Source organism: Bacillus sp. FSL K6-1106 (assembly GCF_038005245.1).
Classification (GTDB): Bacteria; Bacillota; Bacilli; order Bacillales; family Bacillaceae; genus Bacillus; species Bacillus altitudinis.
Genome location: NZ_JBBOSV010000001.1, coordinates 2284709 through 2309088 on the forward strand (window position 1 = coordinate 2284709; position 24380 = coordinate 2309088).

The 24380-nt window shown below is 42.8% G+C and carries 26 protein-coding genes; 4 read left to right on the forward strand and 22 right to left on the reverse strand.

Annotated elements, in window-relative coordinates; genetic code table 11:
• Nucleotides 1–3: 3 nt before the first annotated feature.
• The 8 genes from srtB to MHI20_RS12020 form a co-directional block, all read right to left on the reverse strand.
• Nucleotides 4–753, reverse strand: coding sequence for a class B sortase (gene srtB / locus MHI20_RS11985; protein WP_135009534.1), 750 nt, complete (start codon nt 751–753; stop codon nt 4–6).
• 26 nt (nt 754–779) lie between these two features.
• A complete protein-coding gene (locus tag MHI20_RS11990; protein ID WP_340938617.1) occupies nt 780–1550 on the reverse strand; it encodes an ABC transporter ATP-binding protein in 771 nt (256 codons plus the stop codon).
• Nucleotides 1537–2523, reverse strand: a complete 987-nt coding sequence (locus MHI20_RS11995) for a FecCD family ABC transporter permease (RefSeq protein WP_007497915.1) — start codon at nt 2521–2523, stop codon at nt 1537–1539. The genes MHI20_RS11990 and MHI20_RS11995 overlap by 14 nt, the downstream gene beginning before the upstream one ends.
• Nucleotides 2524–2556: 33 nt before the next feature.
• Nucleotides 2557–3444 carry a heme ABC transporter substrate-binding protein IsdE gene (gene isdE, locus MHI20_RS12000; protein WP_256688828.1) on the reverse strand — a complete coding sequence of 296 codons (888 nt, stop codon included), beginning with the start codon at nt 3442–3444 and terminating at the stop codon, nt 2557–2559.
• Between the two features lie 77 nt (nt 3445–3521).
• On the reverse strand, nt 3522–5330 hold the full coding sequence (locus MHI20_RS12005; protein WP_340938620.1) for an NEAT domain-containing protein: 1809 nt from the start codon (nt 5328–5330) through the stop codon (nt 3522–3524).
• Nucleotides 5331–5349: 19 nt separating this feature from the next.
• Nucleotides 5350–6006, reverse strand: coding sequence for a heme uptake protein IsdC (isdC, locus tag MHI20_RS12010; protein WP_110487238.1), 657 nt, complete (start codon nt 6004–6006; stop codon nt 5350–5352).
• A 20-nt stretch (nt 6007–6026) separates the two neighbouring features.
• Nucleotides 6027–6485: an NEAT domain-containing protein gene (locus MHI20_RS12015; protein WP_340938623.1), complete on the reverse strand. Its 459-nt coding sequence runs from the start codon at nt 6483–6485 to the stop codon at nt 6027–6029.
• 370 nt (nt 6486–6855) lie between these two features.
• Nucleotides 6856–7188, reverse strand: a complete 333-nt coding sequence (locus MHI20_RS12020) for a winged helix-turn-helix transcriptional regulator (protein ID WP_007497926.1) — start codon at nt 7186–7188, stop codon at nt 6856–6858.
• A 179-nt stretch (nt 7189–7367) separates the two neighbouring features.
• On the opposite strand from MHI20_RS12020, the gene MHI20_RS12025 reads away from it, so the two are divergent.
• From MHI20_RS12025 to ribD, 3 genes are read left to right on the forward strand one after another with little or no spacing between them, the layout of a single operon-like run.
• A complete protein-coding gene (locus MHI20_RS12025) occupies nt 7368–8261 on the forward strand; it encodes a VOC family protein (protein ID WP_340938626.1) in 894 nt (297 codons plus the stop codon).
• Nucleotides 8239–9000: a GTP cyclohydrolase II gene (locus tag MHI20_RS12030; protein ID WP_008345606.1), complete on the forward strand. Its 762-nt coding sequence runs from the start codon at nt 8239–8241 to the stop codon at nt 8998–9000. The genes MHI20_RS12025 and MHI20_RS12030 overlap by 23 nt, the downstream gene beginning before the upstream one ends.
• Nucleotides 8987–10078 (forward strand): bifunctional diaminohydroxyphosphoribosylaminopyrimidine deaminase/5-amino-6-(5-phosphoribosylamino)uracil reductase RibD, encoded by a 1092-nt coding sequence (ribD, locus tag MHI20_RS12035; protein WP_098680780.1) that lies wholly within the window; start codon nt 8987–8989, stop codon nt 10076–10078. The genes MHI20_RS12030 and ribD overlap by 14 nt, the downstream gene beginning before the upstream one ends.
• A gap of 69 nt (nt 10079–10147) precedes the next feature.
• Here the strand turns inward: ribD and MHI20_RS12040 are convergent, their stop codons facing one another.
• The 8 genes from MHI20_RS12040 to MHI20_RS12075 form a co-directional block, all read right to left on the reverse strand.
• Nucleotides 10148–10513, reverse strand: coding sequence for a VOC family protein (locus MHI20_RS12040; RefSeq protein WP_024719529.1), 366 nt, complete (start codon nt 10511–10513; stop codon nt 10148–10150).
• Nucleotides 10514–10683: 170 nt separating this feature from the next.
• A complete protein-coding gene (locus tag MHI20_RS12045; RefSeq protein ID WP_340938632.1) occupies nt 10684–11538 on the reverse strand; it encodes a polysaccharide deacetylase family protein in 855 nt (284 codons plus the stop codon).
• A 65-nt stretch (nt 11539–11603) separates the two neighbouring features.
• Nucleotides 11604–11933, reverse strand: a complete 330-nt coding sequence (locus tag MHI20_RS12050; RefSeq protein WP_008345614.1) for a PTS lactose/cellobiose transporter subunit IIA — start codon at nt 11931–11933, stop codon at nt 11604–11606.
• Nucleotides 11934–11952: 19 nt separating this feature from the next.
• A complete protein-coding gene (locus tag MHI20_RS12055; RefSeq protein WP_008345616.1) occupies nt 11953–12276 on the reverse strand; it encodes a PTS sugar transporter subunit IIB in 324 nt (107 codons plus the stop codon).
• 12 nt (nt 12277–12288) lie between these two features.
• Nucleotides 12289–13722 (reverse strand): glycoside hydrolase family 1 protein, encoded by a 1434-nt coding sequence (locus MHI20_RS12060; RefSeq protein WP_340938636.1) that lies wholly within the window; start codon nt 13720–13722, stop codon nt 12289–12291.
• Nucleotides 13719–14783, reverse strand: a complete 1065-nt coding sequence (gene uxuA, locus MHI20_RS12065; protein WP_079919719.1) for a mannonate dehydratase — start codon at nt 14781–14783, stop codon at nt 13719–13721. Before uxuA ends, MHI20_RS12060 begins: the two co-directional genes overlap by 4 nt.
• Before the next feature lie 15 nt (nt 14784–14798).
• On the reverse strand, nt 14799–16109 hold the full coding sequence (locus tag MHI20_RS12070) for a PTS sugar transporter subunit IIC (protein ID WP_024719533.1): 1311 nt from the start codon (nt 16107–16109) through the stop codon (nt 14799–14801).
• 89 nt (nt 16110–16198) lie between these two features.
• A complete protein-coding gene (locus tag MHI20_RS12075) occupies nt 16199–18157 on the reverse strand; it encodes a BglG family transcription antiterminator (protein WP_340938639.1) in 1959 nt (652 codons plus the stop codon).
• 137 nt (nt 18158–18294) lie between these two features.
• Here MHI20_RS12075 and MHI20_RS12080 point away from each other — a divergent pair, with 137 nt between their 5' ends.
• The gene (locus MHI20_RS12080; protein ID WP_017358669.1) at nt 18295–18492 is read left to right on the forward strand and encodes a hypothetical protein; all 198 of its coding nucleotides are present in this window, start codon (nt 18295–18297) and stop codon (nt 18490–18492) included.
• 46 nt (nt 18493–18538) lie between these two features.
• Here MHI20_RS12080 and MHI20_RS12085 read toward each other — a convergent pair whose 3' ends face one another.
• The 6 genes from MHI20_RS12085 to MHI20_RS12110 all read right to left on the reverse strand — a co-directional run bounded on the left by MHI20_RS12085 (nt 18539) and on the right by MHI20_RS12110 (nt 24262).
• Nucleotides 18539–18964 (reverse strand): YwqH-like family protein, encoded by a 426-nt coding sequence (locus tag MHI20_RS12085; RefSeq protein WP_168948362.1) that lies wholly within the window; start codon nt 18962–18964, stop codon nt 18539–18541.
• Nucleotides 18965–19248: 284 nt separating this feature from the next.
• Nucleotides 19249–19515, reverse strand: a complete 267-nt coding sequence (locus MHI20_RS12090) for a YwqI/YxiC family protein (RefSeq protein ID WP_039165060.1) — start codon at nt 19513–19515, stop codon at nt 19249–19251.
• Between the two features lie 37 nt (nt 19516–19552).
• The gene (locus MHI20_RS12095) at nt 19553–19978 is read right to left on the reverse strand and encodes a YwqH-like family protein (RefSeq protein ID WP_340938646.1); all 426 of its coding nucleotides are present in this window, start codon (nt 19976–19978) and stop codon (nt 19553–19555) included.
• Nucleotides 19979–20272: 294 nt separating this feature from the next.
• Nucleotides 20273–21679: a Na+/H+ antiporter NhaC gene (gene nhaC / locus MHI20_RS12100; RefSeq protein ID WP_327872004.1), complete on the reverse strand. Its 1407-nt coding sequence runs from the start codon at nt 21677–21679 to the stop codon at nt 20273–20275.
• A gap of 143 nt (nt 21680–21822) precedes the next feature.
• A complete protein-coding gene (gene aspA / locus MHI20_RS12105) occupies nt 21823–23244 on the reverse strand; it encodes an aspartate ammonia-lyase (protein ID WP_017368335.1) in 1422 nt (473 codons plus the stop codon).
• A 28-nt stretch (nt 23245–23272) separates the two neighbouring features.
• Complete coding sequence (locus MHI20_RS12110; protein ID WP_017358664.1) at nt 23273–24262, reverse strand: asparaginase; 990 nt, start codon at nt 24260–24262, stop codon at nt 23273–23275.
• Nucleotides 24263–24380: the final 118 nt, after the last annotated feature.

Below are 24380 nucleotides of genomic sequence, written 5' to 3' on the forward strand. Positions count from 1 at the left end.
TTTCTAGTAAACTTTCTTTAGCTTCGCCTGTACCACGAGGCGCTTGTTTTTAGGTGCCAGCACATGATCACAGGTCGATAATGTGAGAATCAAGTCATCTGTGGATACGTCTGTTTTCGTTTGATAGATGGACTTCTTACGCACAGCTTGCAAGTAGTGCGCATATTCACCAAGATCCTGAAAATCAGTCTGAATATAATCGAAATCGACTGTCGTCTCATACACAGCAAAAATCTCTGCTTCATAGCTTTGGTACAGCGTATCGTACTGAAATGTGCGATGATCTTGGAAGAAATCTTTTTTCAAATAGTTTGTGAGACCAGCAAACATAGACCCATCCCTCATCCGATGACCGTATAACACTGTATTGGGACTTTCATGCAAGACGTCATTACGATAATCCATAAAGATACTGCCTGCCCGTGTGTCATCCTTTACATAATTACGAGTTAAATAGAATGCATTATCGTTTGACTGAACAATTGGATACTGAATCATCGTGTCCTTCATATCAATCCAACCGACAATGTCTTCATTCACCTTTCGCAAATCATCAAATGACTGACGGATTTCTCCAGGTTTTCGCTGTTTCATTCCATCCTCGTGTGTGTAAAGTGTCTGAGCCTTTGCAAGCACCTGACGATTTTGATAATTGCCAAAGAGCTCCAAGCCAATGGCAGTACCGCTATATAGAAAAACACCTAAACAGACGATCGTCAGCATTCGCTGCCCGATTCTTTTCCCTCGTTTCACACTGTCTCACCTGCTTTTTGCACAACTTATATGCCTACAGGCACGATATACATCCCTGTTTCTGCATCCTGCTTAATTGTGACGGACACATGATAAATGTGCCGCACCAACTCTTCTGTTAACACATCATTTGGCCGTCCTTCGCGGATAATTTGTCCATCTTTCATGGCGATGATGACATCACTATAGCGAATCGCCTGATTCATATCGTGCAGGACCATCACGATGGTTAATCCATGCTCGACATTGAGCTCTCGAATGAGCTCCAGAATGTCAAATTGATAATACATATCCAAATAAGTCGTCGGTTCATCTAAGAAAAGGATCGGTGTTTTTTGCGCTAAAGCCATCGCAATCCATACACGCTGCCGTTCTCCGCCTGACAATGAGGCGAGTGGCACCTTTCGCTTATCCGTCAGCTTTGTACAGGACAGCGCCCACTCGATTGCTTTCTCATCTTCTTCCTTATCACTGCCGCGCATCGTTTGGTACGGCGTTCTCCCAAATGCCACGACTCGTTCGATCGTTAAATCGAGCGGCGCTTCATTTTGCTGATGTACGACTGCCAGCTTTCTCGCGAGTTCCCTTGGCTTGAACGCATTCAGTTCTTGTCCATCTAAATGAATCTGTCCTTTATGTGGACAATGGTTATGTGCCATCAAGGAAAGCAGTGTGGATTTGCCCGAGCCATTTGGACCGATAATGGTCGTAATTTTCCCTTTTTCGATGTGCGTGGTGACCGATTGAACAATATCCCTCTGCCGATCATAGGAAAACGACACCTCACGAATGTCCATGAAGACGATCACCCCTTCTTAATAAAAAGATCAGAAACGGCCCGCCAATAACAGCCATGATTGTAGAAGCAGGGATTTCATTTGGTGCCACAAGCGTTCTGCCGAGCGTATCAGCCGTCAAAATGAGCAAGGCCCCGCTTAACGCAGAAAATGGAATCAGTACCCGATGGTCCGAGCCGACGAGCCTTCTAGAGATATGGGGAATGAGCAAGCCGACAAAGGCAATCACGCCCGCTACCGCAGCAGTCACCGCTGCTAATAACACCGCCGTGATTGAAATCAAAAGGCGCATTCTGGTCACACGCAATCCTAAGTTTTTCGCCGTCTTATCTTGAAGGGCAAGCAAGTTACACCATCTGCTAAAGAAAAGCGCAACCACAAGCCCAATGACGCCATAGACACCGATTAAACGGACATCTCCCCACGTTTTCATCGTCAGATTCGACTGCCCAGACTGATTAATGGTGATATTGAAATAGCTGCAAATGGTCACAAACGCTTCTGCCATCCCTGTAAACATGGCATTGATGGCGATCCCCACCAGAATCATTCGAATCGGGCTTAAGCCGCCTTTCCAAGACAACACGTATACGAGGAAGCAGGCAATTGCCCCGCCTAAAACTGAAAATAAAGGAGAGTAGAAATAAAATTGAGGAAGCGCTGTAATCGCCATTAAAGAAAAGAAGCTAGCTCCTGATGAAATACCAATAACACCAGCATCTGCTAATGGATTCCTCATCACAGACTGCAAGAGGACACCGGAGACAGATAAAGCCGCCCCTGTAAACATCGCAATGAGCATGCGGGGGATTCTTAAATCTTTAATGATTTCTACCTGTGCATGTTGACCGGTCATAAGCCCTTCCAATAATTCAATCGGTGTAACATGAATGCTCCCCGTAATGGCGGAATAAATAAATACGCCGGCTAGTAAGAGACTGACTATCAGAAATAAAATCCCTGTTTTTTTCATCTTGAACGTCCTTTTATCATTAAGATTCGCCGCTTATGACGGATACAACATACGAGTCAATTCATCTAATGCCTCTCTTGCCTTTAAGTTGCCTGTTGTCCCGAATAAGCTTTCTTCGAGGTCGTACACCCGGTCTTGTTTGACCGCATGGAAATGTTTCCAGATGTCATTTGTTTTAAATTCTTGATCAAACATTTTGACGACTTCATCCGGCATCCCATGTGCGGCACGGAGAATGATATCTGGATTGGCTTTTTGTAAATACTCCGTATTGGATGCCAAATACTCCATTTTCTCACCTTTTACGATGTTCTTTCCTCCTGCAATACGCACAAGATCACCGATATACGAATTCTCTGTTGCCACTAAATAACTGCCTGGTACACCAAGCAAAATGAGAACGGATGGCTTCGTCTTTCCCTTCGTTCTCTCTTGTATGTCTTTCTTTTTTTGTTCAAAATCATCCACAATGCGTTTCGCTTGTGTCTTTCTATCATATTTTTCTCCAAGCTTTGTGATGGCGTTCTCCATCTTGTCCAGGCTCTCAAGATTGAGGTATGTCGCAGGGACAGAAGCTTGTTGAAAAGGCGTTTCTAAATCATATTGAAGGGTCGTGACAGACAGGACATCTGTCGGTTGAAGTGATTGGATGATTTCCATGTCCGGGCTCATTGGGTTACCGACCGCTGGGAGTCCTTTGTATCGAGCCGGCAAGGATTTTTGACTTGTTGGCACCCCGACAAGATCCACCTCTAGCGCATCCATGATCTCAGCAGCAGCTACAGTCGTTGCCACAATGCGGGCACTTGATGCTGCGCTTTTTTTGCCTTTCGCTGAGCTTTCAGCTGATTGTGAGCAGCCTGCTAAGAAGACGCACACACATAGAGCCGTGATCAGGGTACATAACATTCGATGCTTCAAAAAACAGAAGCCTCCTTTCGAAAAAAAGGAAGTGGATGCGCCGAGATGAATGGCGCACCTCACTTAAAATAGATTCTTTATCTTGTACGAGTTTGATACTTTCTGACGAGCACGAATAGTGATCCGCCGAATAAAAGAATGTACACCCAGAGAAGTGAAGTATCTCCTGTTTTCGGGTTCAGCTGACTTGTCTCAGACTTGGTTTGGTCATCTGATGGCGTAAAGGTCATCTGTTCTGCACCCGTTTCCTCAGGGGCGAGATTCGCAAGCTGGCTTGGTTGAGAATCGTGATCATTTGGATTTTTCACAAAGCCGATGCTCTCATCGTCTCCGATCACCGTCGCAATTCCGCTTCCCTCACCAAGTGAAATGCCTTTCGTATCATAGACAAGTTTGACATCGTACTGCTCATGATAATTGGCAGCTGGAATGTCAATTTTCACGCGTGCTGCCTGATCACTGCTTACACTTTTTGCTTCATATTGAATCACTCGTGTATCTGCTTTTTGATCAGTCTTTGCAACTAGCGTCTCTTCAAATTTACCACCGGTTCCTACTTGGAACGACGTGATGGCTGAGCTGTTCTTCACAGTGTATGAAACGAAATGGCGGCCATTTTTCACCACCAATGTCGCAGGGCTCACGACGTAATCGTTCATGCGAGAAAGCTCATCCTTGTCCGCTTTCTTCATTGAGAAAGGAAGCTTGTACACCCCGTCTTTTAGCTGAACTGTCTCTTGATTCGTTCCGCCGTTCGTTGTGTCTGGTGCTGGTTTATTTGGTTTTGGTGTTTCTGGTGTAGCCGGTGTTTCTTCCTCTATTTGACCGTCCTTCAGTGGAACGATACTTTTTGAATCAAATTGAAAACGAATATCGTACGTTTGATCATAGTGAGCGGCTGCTACCACAATGTGTACTTTTCCGTTAACTGCTTTTTTCAGATCATACACTTCAAATGAAACCACTCTTGTGTTCTTTGCTTGATCTGTGCTCACGTTTCTCACTTCTTGATAAGAACCGTTTTTCTCTATTTTCAAAGAATCAACTGACGTATGATCCTTCACCGTAAAGGAAACGGTTTGCGTTCCATTTTTAACGGTTAATGATGCTGGATGTGAGAAGTATTGGCTCATCCGAGATGCCTCATCCTCATCGCCCTTCAGCACACTGTAGTTGATACGATACACACCATCTTTTAATTGGTTCTGCGGTGAATCAACTGGTGTTGTGCCGTTATTATTGTCAGGCGTTTCCGGCTGATCGTCTGGTGTTGTGCCGCTTTGATCATCCGGCTTTGTTTCGCTGTCACCTGGTGTCGTACCACTTTGATCATCTGGTGTTGTTTCACTGTCGCCTGGCGTCGTACCGTTTTGATCATCTGGTGTTGTTTCACTATCGTCTGGCTTCGCAGGCGTGACAAGTGTGAGACTGCTCTCGTCGAAAGCGATCTGTACGTCATACGCCTCATCATAAATAAAGCCGCCTAAGTCCCAGTAAATTTTGACCCAGCCATTTAATTTAGCTGATACATCGGCTACATCAAATTTGATCACACGTGTATTTGCTGTCTCATCTTCACTGACCGTTTCAGTGGTGACGAGAGAGCCATTTTGTTCGACCTTGAAATCTGTGATTTCTTTGCTTTGCTTCAGCGTCAAATAGGCAGTCGTCTTGCCATTTTCGATGATGAGCTTAGCTGGCTTTTCTGTATACGTATCCATCATGGATGCTTCAGTGCTGCCATTTTTTAAAATGGTGAATCCGGCCGTATATTCACCATCAACCAATGATGCCGCCTGAGCCGTTCCTTGAGGCAGCTGAAACGCAGTCAACAAACTGAATAAAACGAGCAGAATAGCTGTCTGTAGATGAAAAAGACGTTTCAAAAGATGACACTTCCTTCCGTTAATGCTTGATGATCCACTTTCTCGCTAAAAACCCGCCTGAACATAAGACAAGCACAAGGAGCCATCCCATCTGGCTTGTATCACCAGTTTGAGGATTTTCTTCTTGTTTTGTTTTGGTGGATGAATCAGTTGTTTTGGTTGTTTCTTTTGATGATTCTTGATGTTTTGCTGCACCTGCTGTTTCTTTTGAACTGTCAGAAGAAAGTGACTTGATGCTGCTTTCATCGAATTTCAGTTGGATGGTATAGTCATGATCATAATCAGCCGATTTGACTGTGACATGGATTTTTGACTTGATTGGTTTAGACAAACTCTGTGCTTGGAATTGGACAAGCCTTGTATTGGCTTTCTTATTCGTTGATAGAACCGTCGTATCGACATAGCCGCCATTTCCCGGCACTTTAAATTCCGTTACCCAGCTGCTGTTTTTAATGGTCATTTGCACAGTCAGCTTGCCATTTTTCACGATCACTTTTGCCGGCTTCAGCCAGTAATCATTTGCCATCGAAACGGCAGTTCCTTCGGCCTTCATCACAGTGTAATTGACGGAGTATGTACCATCATTTAATGAAGCAGCCTGTGCATTTGAAAAAGGCAGTATAAGTGCCAGAAGCAATGCAGCCATGAAGGCTGGCATCCTGATCCATTTTTTCATCAAACGAATTTCCTCCCTTTTTATTGAACAGTTGCTGCATCAAACTTGACGCGAATATCGTAATTGCCTGTATATCCAATGACCGGTACAGTCACACTCACTTTAGCTGGTACAACATCTGTCAGGCTGTTGACATTGAACTCTACCGTTCTCTTATTAGCAGCTGTGTTTGTACTGATCATCTTCGCATCTTTGTAGACACCTTGATCCAATGTTTTAAAGCTTGTAATCCAAGAGCTGTTCGTTAAAGTGACTTGCGCTTTGATTTTTCCGTCCTTCACAACAAGCTTAGCTGGTTTTTCAAAATACGTATTTGCTGTTGACGTTGAATCACTGTCTGCTTTCCATACCACATATTGTGCTGAATATTGACCATCTGCTAAGCCTGCTGCTGAGGCAGAGCTAACCGGGGCTAGAGCAAACAATAGAACAAAGCTAAAGAATAATAAGACGTGTGATGCTGAACGAAGTGATTTCATATATATCCTCCTAAATGATATTGATAATTATTCTCAATAGACAATAAAAAAAATAACCTTTATCAGCGTATGAATCACACTCATAAATGATTATGATAATCATTATCAATTGAGTTTAAAAAATAAATCTTTGCTTTCGACAAGTCAAAGATGTCTGTTGCTACATGATGTAGTGATACACGGTTTAGGTAATCTGTCCCATTCATGATACCATGGCATAACCTCCCCATTCCATTACAGGGAAAAGAACCCTCTTCTCCTTGATATTATATGATGAATGAAATTATTGTCAACATCATTTTTCATACTATTGACTTAGATTTCTGGAAAATCACAAAAAAAATCGATCAGGGACACTGATCGAAATCGATTAAGAAGGGACATGTTCACCCTTTTCACTATTTTTTCGCTCTAAAGACCAAGCATACATTTCCCGTATGACTGGTTCAATTTTCTTTCCTTGTTCTGTTAGTTCATATTCAATCCGCACGGGAATGTCGGGATAAACTTTTTTCTCAACAAGGCCTTCAGCTTCTAAATCTTTCAGCCTTTCTGATAATAACCGTCCGCTGATGTTCATTTCATTTTCTAGCTGACAAAAACGTTTTGGCCCTGTCAAAAGCTGATTGATGATCAGAATCACCCACTTCTTCCCTAAAATCTCCATGGCATCTGTAATTGGGCAGCCATCTACTTGAGCCATACTTTACTCCCTCCTGCTTTTCTCTACTTTTTTTCATTATAACATAATTAATTACTTGAAATAAGTCACTAACTATTATATAGTTTAGTTACTAAAAGTAACAAGGTAATCATTTTTATCAATTTTCAATAAACCATTGAACATGCAGATGCATATAACATGAAGGAGATGACCGAGCTTTGAATACAATAGAGCAGGTAAGATTAGGTGTAACAGAATTACATGTGTCCAGCTTTGAGCGTTCTTTGCCTTTTTATACAGACATTTTAGGTTTTACTTTATTAGAACAGACGGATTCTACTGTCACGCTTGGCAGCAACGCAAAGGAACCAATCCTTGTGCTGAAAGAAGATGTGCAGCTGAAAGAGAAGCCGGATCATGAGCCAGGACTTTATCATTTTGCGGTTTTATTACCTACCAGAAAAAACCTGGGCACATGGCTGGCGCATGTGATCAAAAAAGGCTATCCTTTAATTGGAGCAAGCGATCACTTTTTCAGTGAAGCCATTTATTTAAGTGATCCAGATGGCATCGGCGTTGAGATTTATGCTGATCGTCCTCAGGACATATGGGTAGGTGAGCATGGAGAGCTGAAAGGTGGCGGAAATGCTCCGCTTGATGGAGATGGTCTCCTGCAAGAAGCCGCTGATTCCACCTGGGAAGGACTCCCGGCTGGTACAGTCATGGGACACTTGCATTTCCATCTCAACCCAGAAGAAGCCGATTCCTTTTATGTGAACACGCTCGGTTTTCATATCCGAATGGCTCCCCCAGCCAGCTTATTCGTTGCTGGTGGCGTCTATCATCACCACCTTGCCTTTAATGCATGGGGACGCGGGAGAAAAGGAGCCATTGATCCACGTTTTTCAGGAATTAGAAGCTATACACTGGTTTTCCCAAAAGAAGGCGATAGAACATCCGTCGTCGAACGTCTGACAAAAGCAGGCGTTCACATGAACACGACAGGAAAAAGTAACGAATTTATTGATCCATTTGGCGTTCTCGTTCGTTTACAGATTGAAGAAACAGACAAAAAAGAAGGTGCAGAATATGGACAAACACACAGAGGTTAAAACAGCCATTTTAAAAGATAAAATCAAACGAGTACAGCAAGAAGACGGATTTATATATATCACTGGACCTATTAAACTGCCAGTGAATTTAGACGGTAGAACGGTCATGTTTAACTGGTATTCATGGTTAAAAGATGACGGGAAAGAACCATTATCAGATGAAGCTTTAATCGAAAGCCTTTCCTCCCGTGAGCTTGCAGATCACCAGCAATCAAGTGTCCTTGTTTACGGAGATTTCGAACATGCTGATGAAGCGCTGATCCGCATGCATTCCATCTGCCACACCGGCGATATTTTCGGAAGCAAACGCTGCGATTGCGGATTCCAATTGAAACAGTCTATGCGGATGATTGAGGACAATGGAGCAGGCGCACTGTTTTATTTAGCCAACCATGAAGGACGCGGGATCGGTCTTTTCAGTAAAGCCATGGCCTACATCTTGCAAGAAAACGGCTACGATACAGTAGAAGCAAACGAAGCACTAGGCTTTGAAGATGATACACGTCAATATGAAGAAGCGATTGCTGTTCTTCAAACATTGCGTACAAAGCCAGTCAGACTTATTACCAATAATCCGAAAAAGACCGATGCTATCAGTCATGCAGGCCTTTCTCTTTCTGGACGGATTCCACTTTGGGGTGATGTCTCTGAGTTCAATGAAAAATACTTGCAGACAAAAATTAACCGCTCAGGTCATATGAAGGCGGATCAAGAGGTGCGTACGATTGCCACATCATGAGCGATATATGAAACTAGCCCTTGAAAATGCCGAAGCAATGAAAGGTCAGACATCTCCCAATCCGCTCGTCGGGGCTGTGATTGTGCGAGAAAATGAAATTGTTGGGGTCGGGGCGCATATGAAGGCCGGCGAACCACATGCAGAAATCCATGCGCTCAAAATGGCTGGAGATAAGGCAAAAGGTGCCACGATCTATGTGACACTAGAGCCTTGTTCCCACCATGGCCGCACAGGTCCATGCGCTGAAGCACTTGTGAAAGCTGGCGTCGAAACTGTTGTCGTGGCGGCACTTGATCCGAATCCGCTGGTCGCTGGCCGCGGGATTGCCATTTTACAAGACGCTGGCATACAAGTTATCACGGGCGTACTTGAACAGGAATCCATTCTGATGAATGAAGTATTTAATCACTTTATTACGAAAAAAACACCTTTCGTGACACTCAAAGCAGGCATTACGTTAGACGGAAAAATTGCATCTGCTACGTCTGACAGCAAGTGGATTACATCAGAGACGTCCCGTTATGATGCACATCACATTCGCAGTATCAACGATGCCATCTTGGTCGGTGCGCAAACCGTCATTCACGACGATCCTTCATTAACAGCACGGATTCCAAACGGTCATCATCCAATTCGAATTGTCTTAGACTCTAAGCTGTCTATCCCGCTGACAGCAAAGGTGGTCACAGATCAAATGGCGCCAACATGGATCTTTACAACAAAACAAGCCGATGAAGAAAAACGAGCCGCTTTAGAAGCAGCTGGCGTCAGTGTCATCATGACGGATAGCGATATCCGTGTGCCTTTACAAGAAGTACTTCAAGTGCTTGGAGAAAGAAATATCTCCTCCCTGATGATTGAAGGCGGCGGACAAATCAATGCCTCATTTTTAGAACAGCAGCTTGTCGATAAACTCGTCATCTACATGGCGCCCAAGCTCATTGGCGGTCGACTCTCTCCTTCTTTTTTCGGAGGCGAAGGCATACGCCTCATGAGTGATGCAATTGAACTGGATCAACTCTCTCTTGAACCACTCGGAAAAGATATAAAGATAACGGGTTATCCTGTTTATCAATAACATACTTTCATAAAATAAGGATGTCGAGATTTTCTCGACATCCTTATTGTTTCTCACAAGATTTATTTTCTACAGTCTCTCTAAAAATTCAATTCGATTTCCAAATGGATCATCTACATAAAACCTGATGGCTCCATCTAACGGCTGATCTTCCTTTATAAGAATATGATGTTTCATTAATGTCTCTTTTAAATTTGATAATTTTTTTACTTGAAAAGCTGGATGAGCTTTTTTCGCTGCTTGAAACTGATCTTCAATGCCAATGTGAAGCTGTTGATTGCCGCACTGAAACCAAACACCACCACGTTTTGCTAGGTGAACAGGCTTAGGTATTTCCTTCATTCCTAGAATCTCCCCAAAAAACAAACGTGCCTTCTCTTCACTCCCCTTTGGGGCAGCTAACTGGACATGATCAATTCCAAGAAAATTTGACATCTTTGCTCTCTCCCTTTTCACATCATTTAAAAAACATTATGTGTGACGATCACGTCTGAAGAATATATCTAGATGTGTACTCAAGCCCTATGATGTTGTCGATCCACAAATCATCTCCACGAAACGTGTCGTAAAATGTTTCATGTGAAACATCTGTGATCTAATATTGATCAATTTCCCTCTATCAGCCTGCCAAAGCTTTCGGGTGAAAGTCCCGGTGAAATGCGCAGGCGGTGTAAGGACATCATGCCTTGTTCCTTTTTCGCATGTCCTGGTTCAGTGGTCACAGCCATTTCATATCCTGCTTCCTTCGCCAGCTTCAGCGTGTCTTCGTTATAGCGACCGACCGGATAGCTGACCATGATCGTTTGTTGAGAAAACCGCTGGTCAAAGAATACCTTCGATCCTTTTAATTCTTCTTCCTGCTGCTTCTGTGTTAAACGATTGAGTTCTAAATGATGAATGGTGTGACTCTCTATTGAAATACCATGCGCCACCATATCATCCATTTGAGCATCGGTTAAATGATGCGGACGGCCAATGGACTGCTCGATCATAAAAATCGTGGCTTTCATTCCATATTCCTTTAAAATCGGAAATGCCTTTGTGTAGTTATCCGTATATCCATCGTCAAATGTGATAAGAACATACTTTTCACTTGGTGTCGAATTGGTCGCGAGAACTTGATATGCCTCTTTCGGCGACAGCGTGACATAGCCGTTGTCTTTCAGCCATTTCATATGAGCCGCAAATTCGCTTTTTGGCACACGTAACGAATTACCGCTGGAAATACTGTGATACATCAAGATTGGAAGCGCAACGGGTTCCTTTTGCTGAATCCAGTTTTGTTTGTCTATCTCTGCCGCTTCAATTTGCTGCGTGTCTGTTGTTTCTTTCGTTTGTACTTGACCCTTTACCTCTTTGATGGCTTGCTGGTTTCCTTCTGTTTGCTGTTTCTTACCCATACAGCCCGAAATGAGCAGCATGACTAAACCAACTGCAAGCCACATACATGTTTTTTTCATTCACCAATCCTGCTTTCTCTTTATCTACCGAATGATTATAACAGAAATTGGTTAATAACTGATATCTATTTTGACAGGGTATTCATTTTTTTACACATTTCGATCATTTCAATGGCAAGCAGATGGATGGTCTCTGTTGTGAGCATTTGGTCTTCTGCATGTATGAGCAGTAAAGAAAAGGGAAGCTGTTCCCCTGCCGCCTCTTTTTGTATCAGCGACAAGTGCAGGTCATGGATGCTTCGAAACGCTTCCTCCCCTTTTTCAATCAACTGCTGTGCTGCTTCAAAGTCATCCGCTCTTGCTAGACGAATGGCTTCTACATAATGGCTTCGTGCCTCACCTGCATGGGCAATTATTTGAAAGGCTGCTCCCTGCATTTCCTCTAATACCGTCATCTGCTTCTCCTCCGATTGCTCAAGATTCATTTGCTAGTTTCAGTGCATGTTCTAGAATTTTTTCTCCATTCGCTGTTCCATATAATCTTACATTTACCACATCGACAGGTATATGATAAGGTGCCGCTGTTTTTTCTGCTGCCTTTCTCATAAAGCTAACTTGCGGTCCTAGCAAAATGACCTTTACATCGTCCCCATGCTCTTCTAATTCGTCCGCAATGGCCCCTTCAGGTATCGCATAAATTTCATAATCCAGCCCTTTTCCTTCTGCGGCTGCCTTCATTTTAGATACCACAATCGACGTCGACATTCCTGCTGCACAAGCGAGAATGATTCGCTTCATATCCCATCACTCCTATTGATAAATGACATCTGGTTCATCCCTTAATTTCCTCGTTTGGATTAATGTTTTGAACCAGTATCCTGACGCTTTCATCTGACGATTCCTTTCATTCTCCAGTTGGATCTCTACTAATCCGTAGCGATTCTTGAATGCATTCATCGGCGAGACATTATCCGTAAAAGCCCAGAGCATATATCCCTTGCAGTTTGAACCTTCTTTTTTCGCTTGAAGGGCTTTTTTCAAATGCTGGCTGATAAATGAAATTCGGTACTGATCATCAATGATGCCGTCTTCGTTTTTAAACCGCTCTTCCTGCTCGACCCCCATACCGTTTTCAGCCACAAACCACTCGATATTGCCGTATTCTTCTTTTATTCTCATGCCCATATCATAGACGATATTCGGATAGATTTCCCAGCCTCTGAATGGATTCATTTTTCTCCCTGGGAGCTCAAATAGATCGTAATAATAAGATGGATGAAACGGTGTGTTTTCGTTCCAAGCCTTGCTAGGTGCCTTAACGCGATGCGGATAGTATAAATTAAGACCGACCACATCGACTGTATGATCTTTAATGATCTGAAGCTCTTCTTCCGTTGCATCGAAAAAAATGTCATGCTTTTTCAATACATCAAGCAGTTCTTCTGGATACTCGCCTTTAATGGAGGGATCTAAGAACACGCGATTAAAAAACAAATCATACATGCGGGCCGCTTCTTGATCATGCGGAGCAGTAGATCTCGCATACGTCACTTCTGGATTGAGAATGACCCCAATTTTTGCACCGGCTGATTCCTTCAAGCCCATTTCCTGAAAAAGCTTCACCACTTTTGCTGTCGCCAAGGCTTTATGATAGTTCCACTGCATCCATTTCTTCGTATTTTGCTCGAAAGGATAACGAATAGCATCTAGATACACACGAGTCTGAACAACAATTGGTTCATTAAAGGTAAACCAATGTTTGACCCGGTCTCCATAGCGTTCAAACACCTTTTCTGCATACAGAACAAACAGCTCGACAACATGTTTAGATGACCAGCCGCCGTACTTTTCAAGCAAAACGGCCGGAAGCTCATAATGCTCTAAGCAAAACATCGGCTCTACACCTGCTTCAAGTAATTCATTGATGAAATCATCAATATAACGAGCATAGGTCTCATCTACAATTCCATTCTCGTAATCTATGAGAAACCTCGACCAATTGATCGATGTCCGGTAATGAGATAACCCAATTTCCTTCATAAGGGCTACATCTTCAGGATAGCGCTCGTAAAAATTCGTTGCTCCTGCTGGTCCGTATCCTTCGTGCCATACGTGATACCCCTCCTTATACCAAAGGTCTATATACGAATCCTGATGCGGTTTCTTCCCTTTCCAACCCTCCGTCTGCCAAGCAGAAGCCGCAGCACCTAGAATAAAGTCATTGGGTATGTCGATTTTGTTCATGTTGCCACCTGACCTTTCTTCGTGTGAATTTGAAGTCCTTCCCACATCCCTTGTAAATACATAGCTCCAAGTGCTCGGTCGTATAATCCATAGCCAGGTCTGCCCGTCTCACCAAAGATCATTCGTCCATGATCTGGCCGGACATAGCCAGCAAATCCTTCCTTAAACAATGCGTTCACAATCGCTCCCATATCGAGGCTACCTGCTGACGACAGGTGTGCCGACTCTTCAAAATCACCGTTTTCATACAAATTGACATTGCGTAAATGAGCAAAGTGTATACGCCCTTTTTTGGCATACTTTCTCGCAAGTGAAGGAACATCATTTTTCGCATTACAGCCTAGGGAACCGGAACAAAAGGTCAGTCCATGCTGTGAGCGTTCATCGAGCTGAAGGATACGATCTATTTGTTCTTCACAACTGACAATGCGGGGCAGACCAAATATGTTCCAAGGAGGGTCATCTGGATGCAGTGCCATGTTCATGTTCTCTTCCGCTGCAACTGGAAGGATATTTCCCAAGAAATAGTCTAGGTTCTCAAACAACCCTTCCGCACCCAATGCCCTGTATGCAGCCATCAACTTTCTCATTTCTTCCTGCGTATAAGACGTATCCCATCCTGGTAAGGAAAGTCGATCTTTTTCTATATCCATCTGTTCAAGCTGATGCTGAAAATAAACAAGGGTCGTCGATTGATCAGCTAGTGGGAAATCGAGCTGTGTTCGTGTCCAATCAAGGACTGGCATGAAGTTATAACAAATGACCTTCACACCATGCCTTGCTAATCTCCGGATATTTTCTTGATAATGCTCGATATAAACATCCCGGCTAGGCTTTCCCAGCTTAATATCTTCATGGACCGGGAGACTTTCTACGACTTCAAAAGCAAGATCGTGACGTTCGATTTCCGCTTTTAAATGAGCAATACTTTCCTCCGGCCACAAATCACCAGCCGGCACATCATAGACTGCACTGACAATCCCTTTCATGCCGGGAATTTGCCGAATATATGAAAGGGAGACAGGATCTTCTTTGCCATACCATCTAAATTGCATGTTCATTCATGAGCCCTCCTTCTATTCTGAATCAGGTGCTGCTTCTGGCTTCCGGTTGGATAAGAGGACAAAAGGTAAATAGATGAAAACAGCGACAACAATACAGATGAGCTGTGTGATGACAGCCCCCATACTGCCAGCGGTAGACAGCCAAGCATTCACAATCGGAGGTGTCGTCCACGGCACCATCACCACCGCTTTCCCGGCAAAACCTGTAGCGGTTGCGATATAACCAATCGTACCTGTCACGAGTGGTGTAACGATAAACGGAATCGCCATCACAGGGTTCAGCATGACAGGTAATCCGAAAATAACTGGTTCATTGATGTTAAACAGTCCAGGTCCTGATGAAAGCTTGGCAATGCTACGCATCTCTTCCCTTCTACCCGCTATAAAAATGGCGATCAACAGACCAATCGTCACACCCGAACCACCAATGCTCATATACACATCCCAAAATGGCATCGTGATAATATTTGGAATCTCTTTGCCCTCTTGAAATGCTGTCATGTTCACTGCAATTGATCCTAATAACAGCGGCTCGCGAATCGGTTTAATCATTTGGTTGCCATGTATACCGATCACCCAGAAAAATTGAGCCACAAACATTAACGTTAAAATACCAGGCAGTCCCTGCACAACACTTTCAAGCGGACGCTGCACGACGTTATACACCGCTTCATGCAAATAAATGCCTGTCACACGGTGAAACGCAAACCCGAATGAACTAATGATTGTAATCGTAATAATTGATGGGAAAAGTGAAGAAAAAGACGTCGCCACATTTGATGGAACAGAATCTGGCATTTTAATTTGCAGCCACTTCACCTCGGTAAGCTTACAAAAGATCTCTACAGAGACGATGGCAATGATCATACCCAAAAATAAGCTTTTTGGATCGGAGAATTGCCTCGCCAGCACATCGACAACCTCACGCATCGATCCATCGACTTCAAGAAGAAGTGTCGTCGGAATAACGGATATAAATGAAATCAATGCCATTAATCCTGGGAATAATGATTTATGTCCATTGATTTTCCCAAGCTCAATCCCGATGAGGAACACAGCCCCGATCGTTAAAAAGTTCAGCGTGGCATAATTGATTGCCTTCATAATTGGCTGAAGCTCTGCTAAAAACCTGAATATCTCAAAATGGGCAAGCCCCGTTTCCGGGCTCATGATCATATTTGCGACCAGTACAGCAAATGCCCCCGTAATGATGATTGGCATTAATGTGACAAATGCTTGCTTAATCGCCATAATATACTTCTGATTTGTAATACGATAAGCGACATGTCCCATGACGTCGGCCGCTCTCTCTTTAAAGCTCATGATCCGTCTCCCCCTTTACAAAAACTCGTGATCATCCTCCTTTTTGATGTTATTTTAAAAGCGCTTTCATTAACATCTAATCTTTTTCCTCACAGATGCGGAAATGGGTGTCCTTTTTTTTCATCTGGCTGTTCCAACACGTGCAGCGCCGCCGTCAGTTCTTCAAATGAAGCAGCTTTGATGATTTGCTCCACCACTTCCTTCTGCTCTGTCAAACGCACAAGAAATTGATAAAGTGACTGCAATTCTTTCTGATACGTCTTCTGTATACTTAACAAACAGACGACCTGTACCCGCTCTTCGCCCCACAGCACTGGTTTTCTCAACGTACAGATCGCACAAAACGTATCATCTGTTGCCGGTTTGATTGGGTGAGGAATTGCGACCAAATGACCGAACGACGTAGGTGACACTTCCTCTCTTTCCAACAATAGCTGTTCAAAATCATTGGGGATTCGTTTTTGTTCCTGCAATACATTCACGAAAAATTGAAGAACCTCTTCCCTTGTTTGTAGATCTTGCTGAAAAAAAGTCATCTTCGGACTGATATATCGCAAGACCCCCATTTCTTGTGACCCCTGTACAAATCGCTTCAGCCTCGACATATCGTCTTCACTGAGGATCGTATGTACATCAATCACTGGCACAGGTAGTGTGTTCTGAAGCGGGATGGTACTAATGATCAAATCGATACTTCTCAAGTCATACGACAAAAGGTCACTGACACTTGCAGTTCCAGCAATCTCTAGCCTTTCGCTAAAGGCGGCCTTCAGCTTATGGAGAAGAAGCTGACTGCTTGCGACACCCGTTGCACACACAATCAAGCATTTTTTTCTCACAGTCTGAGTTTTTGTCCGCTCTATGGCAGCACCAATATGCAGCGCCAAATATCCGATTTCATCTTCATGAATCTCTACATTCTCTTTTTCCTTCAGCCATCTTCCCATATAGACACCTGCTTCAAAAGCAATCGGATAATGCCTTTTTATGTCTGATAAATAGGGGTTACGGATGTTCATATCATATCGGAACCGATGAATCGCTGATCTCAGGTGAAGACTTAGTCCCACAATCAATTCCTTGTCTGTCTGAATATCAAGTGACATGTGCTCTTCGACATAACCAAGTAATTGGTGAGTTAAACGGAAATGCTCTTCATCAAGCATGTGAAATAGCGTGTGGCCCGTTTCTCCATACGCCATCATTTTTGCCCCCATTAAATGAATCGCAATATAGGCCATTTCAGATAATGGAAAATCTATACCGAGTACGTGACGCATATCTTCTGCCATTTGCCTCGCCACTTGAAAAGCGGGCTGTGTTTGAATATCTTTGAGTTCTCCTTCCGGCATCATGACCAATTTTTTCTCTTCAATTCGTTTGCACGCAATGGCGATATGTGTCACTAAGTTGCTTAAACCGATCTCTGACACATGAAGGCCGCTTGCCTTTGTACGTGAACGCACCATATCTTGAATCAATTGATATGTTTCTTCAGGTAAAAGGGCAGGGTTCGGATGCTCCTGCTGAAACACATGCTCAGCTAGACAATACCTTAATTTCATTTCATCTCCAGTCAGCCTCAGTCCATATTTAGGACGGTGTGCAACAGAGAGGCCATGTAAAGAGAAAATATGCTTGACTGCTTTCAGGTCATTTTTCACAGTAGATTCACTCACAAATAATTCCTCGGCCAATTCATCTAATTTCATATAGTCTTCGGACAATAAAAGCCTTCTCAATAAATAAGAGATACGATCCTCCGGCTGATCTGGAATGACTTGATTCTTTTTTTCATTTCTTTCTCTCATTGAGTTTTTCAAAAAAGTACGAAATGCTCCATAATCTTCGACAGTCAATGTATACCCTGCTCCACGTTTCATATGAAGCGTTGCCCCATGTGCTTCTAATATCGATTTAAGCGCTTTCATATCTGTTCGAACTGTTCGTGATGTGACGCCTATCAGGCGTGCAATTTCTTCACCTGTCAGCTCCTGCTCTGCCTGCATTAACCGCCTCAACAGCTCCTCCTGACGTAGAGATAACATAGACTCCCCTCCCTTGGTCAATTACTTTTGCCTATCATCATAAACGAAAATAGAACTCTTTGCCCAGTTTTTCTTTCCGACCGGGAACTTTGTTATGGCTCAAACGTATGAATATGAAACAAGAGGAGGGATACATCATGTTTGTTATCATCATCATACTAGCTTCTTTAGGCGCCATTACCGCCCACATGTTTACACCAAAAGATAAGCGTTCATCTTCTAAGCATTCTGCACATCACAGTTCAACAACCAGTAACTATACTGATTCGTATACACATCACGCTTCTGATGCCTCCTGCGGTGGTGATTCAGGTGGTAGCGGCGGATGTGACTAAACCAAAAAAACAGCCGCTTGTTCAGCCGGCTGTTTCGTTTATTTTATTAAAGAGCTTTCCAGCCCCGTTCAATTAAATGTTTGACATCCTTTGCAAAATCCTCGCCTTTTTCCATCACATCTTGGGCTCTTCCTGCAAAATTACTGGCGACAGCGAGTTCCATTTTTTTTAACTCAAAGTGCATAATTTTTTGGTCTATCTCCGTAATATAGGTTTCATACTCATTGTTCACAATGTCGTGCAGCACGTGAAAGGCTTCTTTCCGATGACGGTGAAAGTCCGTTCCTCTCTCACCTTTCCATGACGAATCTAGAGCAGGCTTCTTGATTTCCTTTATGTCAGACTGCGCAAGATCTTGTTCTGTTCGAATATTACTTTTGGCTGTCTTTAACCGAGAGATCATTTCGTCAAATTCTGCACGTTTGTTTTCAATCCCCATATGCAGATGGTGCAGCATCTCGGATAAACTCATGTCATCCACCTCTATTAGACCTCATAAGAAAGCACGGCGTCAGCATTTTTGAAACCAAGCAGATCATCTGCTTTTTCCAGTCCTGACATTTCTATCGTTCGCTTTCATTAAGTATAGTATAAGGCGAAAAGCCTTAGGCTTAAATAGGGAAAAGGTGTCCTTTTAACATGGTGTTTGGAAGAAAAACGGAATAATCTAAGGTCATAAATCCCGAATTATATATGAGTCTTTACGACTATATTTTACATCGTACTCAGCTACGCTATCAATAAAACGATTGGGGCTTATGATTTTGCCGCAATCGCTTCATCCTGTTCTTTTAGTGTCTTCACATTTGAGCGTGTATCCTGAACGTTTTTGATCAAGGCTTCTTTAAAGCTTGAGACCATTTCGCCCACCTCTGCTTCACGTGACGTCCATTTGGTTACAAATTCAAGGCTGTTTTCACCAGCTTTATCTGCTGCTTTTTTCATTGTTAAAGCTTCAACTGCTTGGGAGACTTCATCTAGTTTATCCATCACTGTTTGGTAGTTTAACTTAATTTGTCCCATTATGATATCCTCCAGATTTGTTCAGCATGAAGCTCGCTTACAAGCTGCTCCATGCTTTTGAGATCAAGCGTTTTGCGTCTTCTACTGCGTCTTCTCCTTTTTCAGCCAAACGTGCGGCATCTCCAGCTAAAGAGCTGGCAAAGGATAAGGCAGACTGCTCGGCTTCTAATGTACTGATTTTGAATTCGATTCGGCTCACGTAGCGTGGGTATTTATCGCTTACGATCGTTTGCAGCGCATCATGCGCTTCATTTCGCTCTGATTTGAAATCTTGGCTCCGCTCACCTTTCCAAGAGGTCCCAAGCTTTGGCTGCTTGATTTGTTTTAGATCTGTTTCCGCCGCATCTTGTTCACGTTCAACTTTACTTTTCGCCTTTTTGAGTCGAGCAATTTTCTCTTCGATCTCTGCCTTTTTATTTGAAATACCACCGTTAAGGGCAGTCAGCATATCCGATAAGCTCATAGGGGTTCCTCCTCCTGTCAAAAATAAAAACGCTGCTTAGAGTCCCTCTAAACGAGCGTAATGGTGAATCGCACTTTTTCCAATATTGTTATTATAAGGTTCAAAGACTCATGTTTGAATAGGGATTTGTGCCCTTTTTATGGTATAAATATGCTTTCAATCTGCTTCATACCACACCTTAAGCCCTCTTTTATAGGGGGTCAAAATACACAACCACCCTTCTGGAAACACACATAGTCTTACGGTCCTAGGACAAACAAAAGCCGCCCGGGGAGGGGCGGCTTTTGCAGCGGCTTATGATGCCGATTCTTCTGAGTCTTGTTGATTTTTCACGTACCAAATGAATTTCCCTGTATATCCGTAGATGATGGCAAGACCAATGGCAACAAAACTCAGCCACATAAATGGTAAATAAGAGAATGTCGAGACGCCTAGAATCCCTGCCATGTAAATTCCGTTATCTGACCACGGAACCATACCAGACGTCATTGTTCCACCAACTTCAGCATTTCTAGATAGAACGCGTCTGTCTATTTTCAATTTATCATAGCTTTTTTCCATAATTTTCGGTGTAAGAATTAATGAAACGTACATCGCACAGCCGAAGATATTTGCGAAGAATGCAACAACAAGTGTAGATAGGGTTACATTTCCTGCATTATATAATTTCTTCTCGAAAGTAGCGACAATTACTTTTAAGACGCCGAGATATTCAAGTACGCCACCAAAACCAAGTCCGAGAATAATGACCACTAGCGATCCAAGCATATTCACAATACCGCCACGATTTAACAGCGTATTTAAGAAATCTACATCTGAATTAATAGAAAAGCCATTATAAGCTGTTCCAAGCGCATCTGCCGGGTTCATTCCTTGGAATGCCATCGCCCAGACTGCCCCAAGCAGTGCACCAATTGCGATAACAGGCATTGACGGTTTTTTCAATACAAGTAATAGGACAACAATGACTGCCGGAATAATCATCCAAATATTAATCGTGAATGTATCCTGCAATGCTTGTTTTAAAAACTCTACTTTATCTTGATCAATATTTCTTCCACCATACATAAATCCAGTAATTGTAAACATAATAGCCGTAATAACAAAGGCCGGTATGGATAAAACCATCATGGCTCTTACATGCGCCAGCACGTCCACTTTTGAAAGAGAGGAAGCGAGCACAGTACTATCAGATAGAGGAGATAATTTATCACCAAAATAAGCGCCAGATAAAACAGCCCCAGCTACGATCGGTAATGGGATACCCAATCCTTCACCAATCGCAATCATCGCAATACCTGCCGTTCCAACTGTACCCCAAGACGTACCAGTAGCAACAGACATAATAGAACAGATAATCAGTGTAGCTAATAAGAAGATATTAGGATGAATAAATTCCAGTCCGTAATAAATTAACGTGGGTACAACACCGCCAGCAATCCATGTACCAACAAGTGCACCTACTGCAATTAAGATTAAAACAGCCTCTAATCCATTTGATATCCCTTTTGTGATCGCATTTTGAAGGTCTTTGTACGAATGCCCTAAACGAATTCCTAAAGCGATAACCATAAACCATGAGATAAACAATGCGAGTTGAATATCTAGTTTGAAGTAAAGAGTGAATGATAAAACAATTGCTAAAAATAAGCCAAGTACAGACACGACTTCTAAAATAGACGGTAGACGTGGTGTTTTCATTTTGTTTCCTCCCTTTGTGCGTGCGTTAAGCGTTTTCAAAATATTGTGAAAAAAGTGTGTCAATTCGAAAGAAAGTGAATTGCCTGTTTTTCTCTATTTCACAGGCAATTCCACATATTAATAAAATAAAATTTTTGATATTATTATCGCTCTAGGAGCTCTGCACCCGCAATGCCAGGCTTTGTCATCTCGTAAGGATTCAAAATAATATCAAGTTCTTCTTCTGTTAACACATCATTTTGCAGGCAAAGATCTCTGATCGATTGTCCTGTTAAAATGGCTTCCCTTGCGATTCTAGCCGCGGCTTCATAGCCTAAGTGAGGGTTTACCGCAGTAATGACACCTGCACTTTTTTCGACATATTCTTTCAAACGTTTTTCATTTGCTTCGATGTCCGCTAAGCAGTGATCTGTGAATGAGCGGAATCCGTTATTCATTATACTAATAGATTGAAGCAAGTTAAAGACCAGAACAGGCTCCATCACATTTAACTCAAGCTGGCCTGCTTCAGAAGCAAGACAGATGGTGTGGTCGTTCCCAATGACCTGGAATGCGATTTGGTTAATGAGCTCTGCCATGACTGGATTGACTTTTCCAGGCATAATGGATGATCCCGGCTGACGGGCTGGCAATGCAATCTCAGCAAGACCTGCACGTGGGCCAGATGCCATTAAGCGAAGGTCATTCGCAATTTTAGACATGTTCATCATGCATACTTTTAAGGCAGCAGATACTTCTGTGTATGCATCTGTATTTTGTGTCGCATCTACGAGGTGCTCTGCGCCTACTAATGGCAGTCCAGAAATATCAGCAAGCTTCTTCACGACGATTTCGATGTAGCGAGGATCTGCATTGAGGCCTGTCCCAACAGCGGTCGCACCCATATTTACTTCATATAAATGCTGTTTTGATTGGTTGATTCGTTTAATATCACGGCTGAGCACACGGCTGTATGCTTCAAACTCTTGTCCTAAACGGATCGGAACAGCGTCTTGTAAATGAGTACGCCCCATTTTGATGACATGATCGAATTCTTTTGCTTTCTTTTGAAATACGTCATGCATGGCCTGCATCGTCTCAAGTAAAATGTCTAACTGCTTGAGCACTGCAATATGGATCGCCGTTGGGAACGAATCATTTGTCGATTGTGACATGTTCACATGTGTGTTTGGACTTAAATGAATGTATTCGCCCTTTTGATGTCCCATGATCTCGAGGGCTCTGTTTCCAATGACCTCATTGGCATTCATATTCATAGACGTTCCTGCGCCGCCTTGAATCGGGTCTACGATGAAATATTCATGGAATTTGCCTTCAATGACTTCATCTGAAGCTTGAACGATCGCATTTCCAATTCCTTCATATAAACGTCCGACTTCCATGTTGGCTTGAGCTGCTGCTTTTTTGACAATGGCAAATGCTCGAATGAGTTCTTCATGCATGCGATATCCTGTAATCGGGAAATTCTCTTTTGCACGAAGCGTTTGAACACCATAATACACGTCTGCGGGAATTTCTTTTTCACCTAGAAAATCCTTCTCGTAACGATAAGTTGCTTGAACCATCTCGTATGACCTGCTTTCTATAGAATAGTTAAATCACTAAATCTTCTGCGATTGGCGTTTCCATAATCTTTTTCACTTCTCGTGGATCTGTTGTTTTACCTAATGCCCACATGAGCTTTGGCACGATAGCTTCTGTGTTCATGTTTCTTGAACGAGCAACCAGTTCTTGATTGATTTTACGTCCTACTTCATACACACTCATGTCTTCTCCTTCTTCGAGACACTGAGTGGTGATCACAACAGAAATGCCTTCTTCCAGCAATTCGTTGATTTTTTCTAAAAGGTTTCTTCCTTCGAAAGGAATTCCACCGCTGCCGTAGCTTTCAATGACGACTCCTTTGTACAACCCTTTGATTGAATCTAAAAACTCAGGCTTCAGTCCAGGGTGCAGTTTTAGTAAACAAACGTCTGTGTTCAAGGATGCATCTAATTTAAGCGGTTTCATTGATGATCTTTTTACTTTGCTATTGTATTCAATTTGATGATTTTCAATCGATGCAATATATGGGTAGTTAATACTTTCAAATGCATCGTAGCTTTTCGTTCTTAGTTTGATTGCGCGAGTTCCTTGAATGACTCTGCCATCAAACACGACGTATACGCCGCCAACACCGTCACATGCAAAACGAATCGCATCTGTAATGTTTTTCTTCGCATCTGTTTTCTTAAACGTAATTGGGATTTGTGATCCTGTAATGACAATTGGCTTATCAGGATTTTGCAGCATATACGATAGTGCTGCTGATGTATAGGCCATTGTGTCCGTACCATGCGTGACGACAAATCCGTCATATTGATCATAATTTTCATAAATGGCTGTTGCGATATCAACCCAGTATTCAGGCTGCATATTGGTACTATCTATACTCATTAGGGACTTTGTGTCCATTGTGTAGTCTGCATTAATTTCGTTTAAATAGCTTAAAAGGTCCTCAGCTTTAACACCTGGAGCTAAACCATTTTCACTTTCTACAGATGCAATCGTCCCACCAGTGGTTAAAAGCAATAATTTCTTCAACAGGTCCACCTCTTTCAGTAAAATTACTTCGTTTGTCACACATATTATAAGCCAGCTTGTGCTATTCTATAATATACGCTTTACGCGTACCTTCATTGCCATTATAGTCACATAACGC

What these genes read in the sequence shown, in the direction of transcription:
- MHI20_RS12080 (WP_017358669.1), top strand. Translation starts at nt 18,295, where the DNA reads ATGTTTGTTATCATCATCATACTAGCTTCTTTAGGCGCCATTACCGCC.
- MHI20_RS11995 (WP_007497915.1), bottom strand. Translation starts at nt 2,523, where the DNA reads ATGAAAAAAACAGGGATTTTATTTCTGATAGTCAGTCTCTTACTAGCC.
- MHI20_RS12015 (WP_340938623.1), bottom strand. Translation starts at nt 6,485, where the DNA reads ATGAAATCACTTCGTTCAGCATCACACGTCTTATTATTCTTTAGCTTT.
- aspA (WP_017368335.1), bottom strand. Translation starts at nt 23,244, where the DNA reads ATGGTTCAAGCAACTTATCGTTACGAGAAGGATTTTCTAGGTGAAAAA.
- MHI20_RS12085 (WP_168948362.1), bottom strand. Translation starts at nt 18,964, where the DNA reads ATGAGTTTATCCGAGATGCTGCACCATCTGCATATGGGGATTGAAAAC.
- MHI20_RS12075 (WP_340938639.1), bottom strand. Translation starts at nt 18,157, where the DNA reads ATGTTATCTCTACGTCAGGAGGAGCTGTTGAGGCGGTTAATGCAGGCA.
- MHI20_RS12045 (WP_340938632.1), bottom strand. Translation starts at nt 11,538, where the DNA reads ATGAAAAAAACATGTATGTGGCTTGCAGTTGGTTTAGTCATGCTGCTC.
- MHI20_RS12090 (WP_039165060.1), bottom strand. Translation starts at nt 19,515, where the DNA reads ATGGGACAAATTAAGTTAAACTACCAAACAGTGATGGATAAACTAGAT.
- nhaC (WP_327872004.1), bottom strand. Translation starts at nt 21,679, where the DNA reads ATGAAAACACCACGTCTACCGTCTATTTTAGAAGTCGTGTCTGTACTT.
- isdC (WP_110487238.1), bottom strand. Translation starts at nt 6,006, where the DNA reads ATGAAAAAATGGATCAGGATGCCAGCCTTCATGGCTGCATTGCTTCTG.
- MHI20_RS12095 (WP_340938646.1), bottom strand. Translation starts at nt 19,978, where the DNA reads ATGAGCTTATCGGATATGCTGACTGCCCTTAACGGTGGTATTTCAAAT.
- MHI20_RS11990 (WP_340938617.1), bottom strand. Translation starts at nt 1,550, where the DNA reads ATGGACATTCGTGAGGTGTCGTTTTCCTATGATCGGCAGAGGGATATT.
- MHI20_RS12055 (WP_008345616.1), bottom strand. Translation starts at nt 12,276, where the DNA reads ATGAAGCGAATCATTCTCGCTTGTGCAGCAGGAATGTCGACGTCGATT.
- MHI20_RS12040 (WP_024719529.1), bottom strand. Translation starts at nt 10,513, where the DNA reads ATGTCAAATTTTCTTGGAATTGATCATGTCCAGTTAGCTGCCCCAAAG.
- uxuA (WP_079919719.1), bottom strand. Translation starts at nt 14,783, where the DNA reads ATGAACATGCAATTTAGATGGTATGGCAAAGAAGATCCTGTCTCCCTT.
- MHI20_RS12020 (WP_007497926.1), bottom strand. Translation starts at nt 7,188, where the DNA reads ATGGCTCAAGTAGATGGCTGCCCAATTACAGATGCCATGGAGATTTTA.
- MHI20_RS12050 (WP_008345614.1), bottom strand. Translation starts at nt 11,933, where the DNA reads ATGACGGTATTAGAGGAAATGCAGGGAGCAGCCTTTCAAATAATTGCC.
- MHI20_RS12060 (WP_340938636.1), bottom strand. Translation starts at nt 13,722, where the DNA reads ATGAACAAAATCGACATACCCAATGACTTTATTCTAGGTGCTGCGGCT.
- MHI20_RS12030 (WP_008345606.1), top strand. Translation starts at nt 8,239, where the DNA reads ATGGACAAACACACAGAGGTTAAAACAGCCATTTTAAAAGATAAAATC.
- MHI20_RS12070 (WP_024719533.1), bottom strand. Translation starts at nt 16,109, where the DNA reads ATGAGCTTTAAAGAGAGAGCGGCCGACGTCATGGGACATGTCGCTTAT.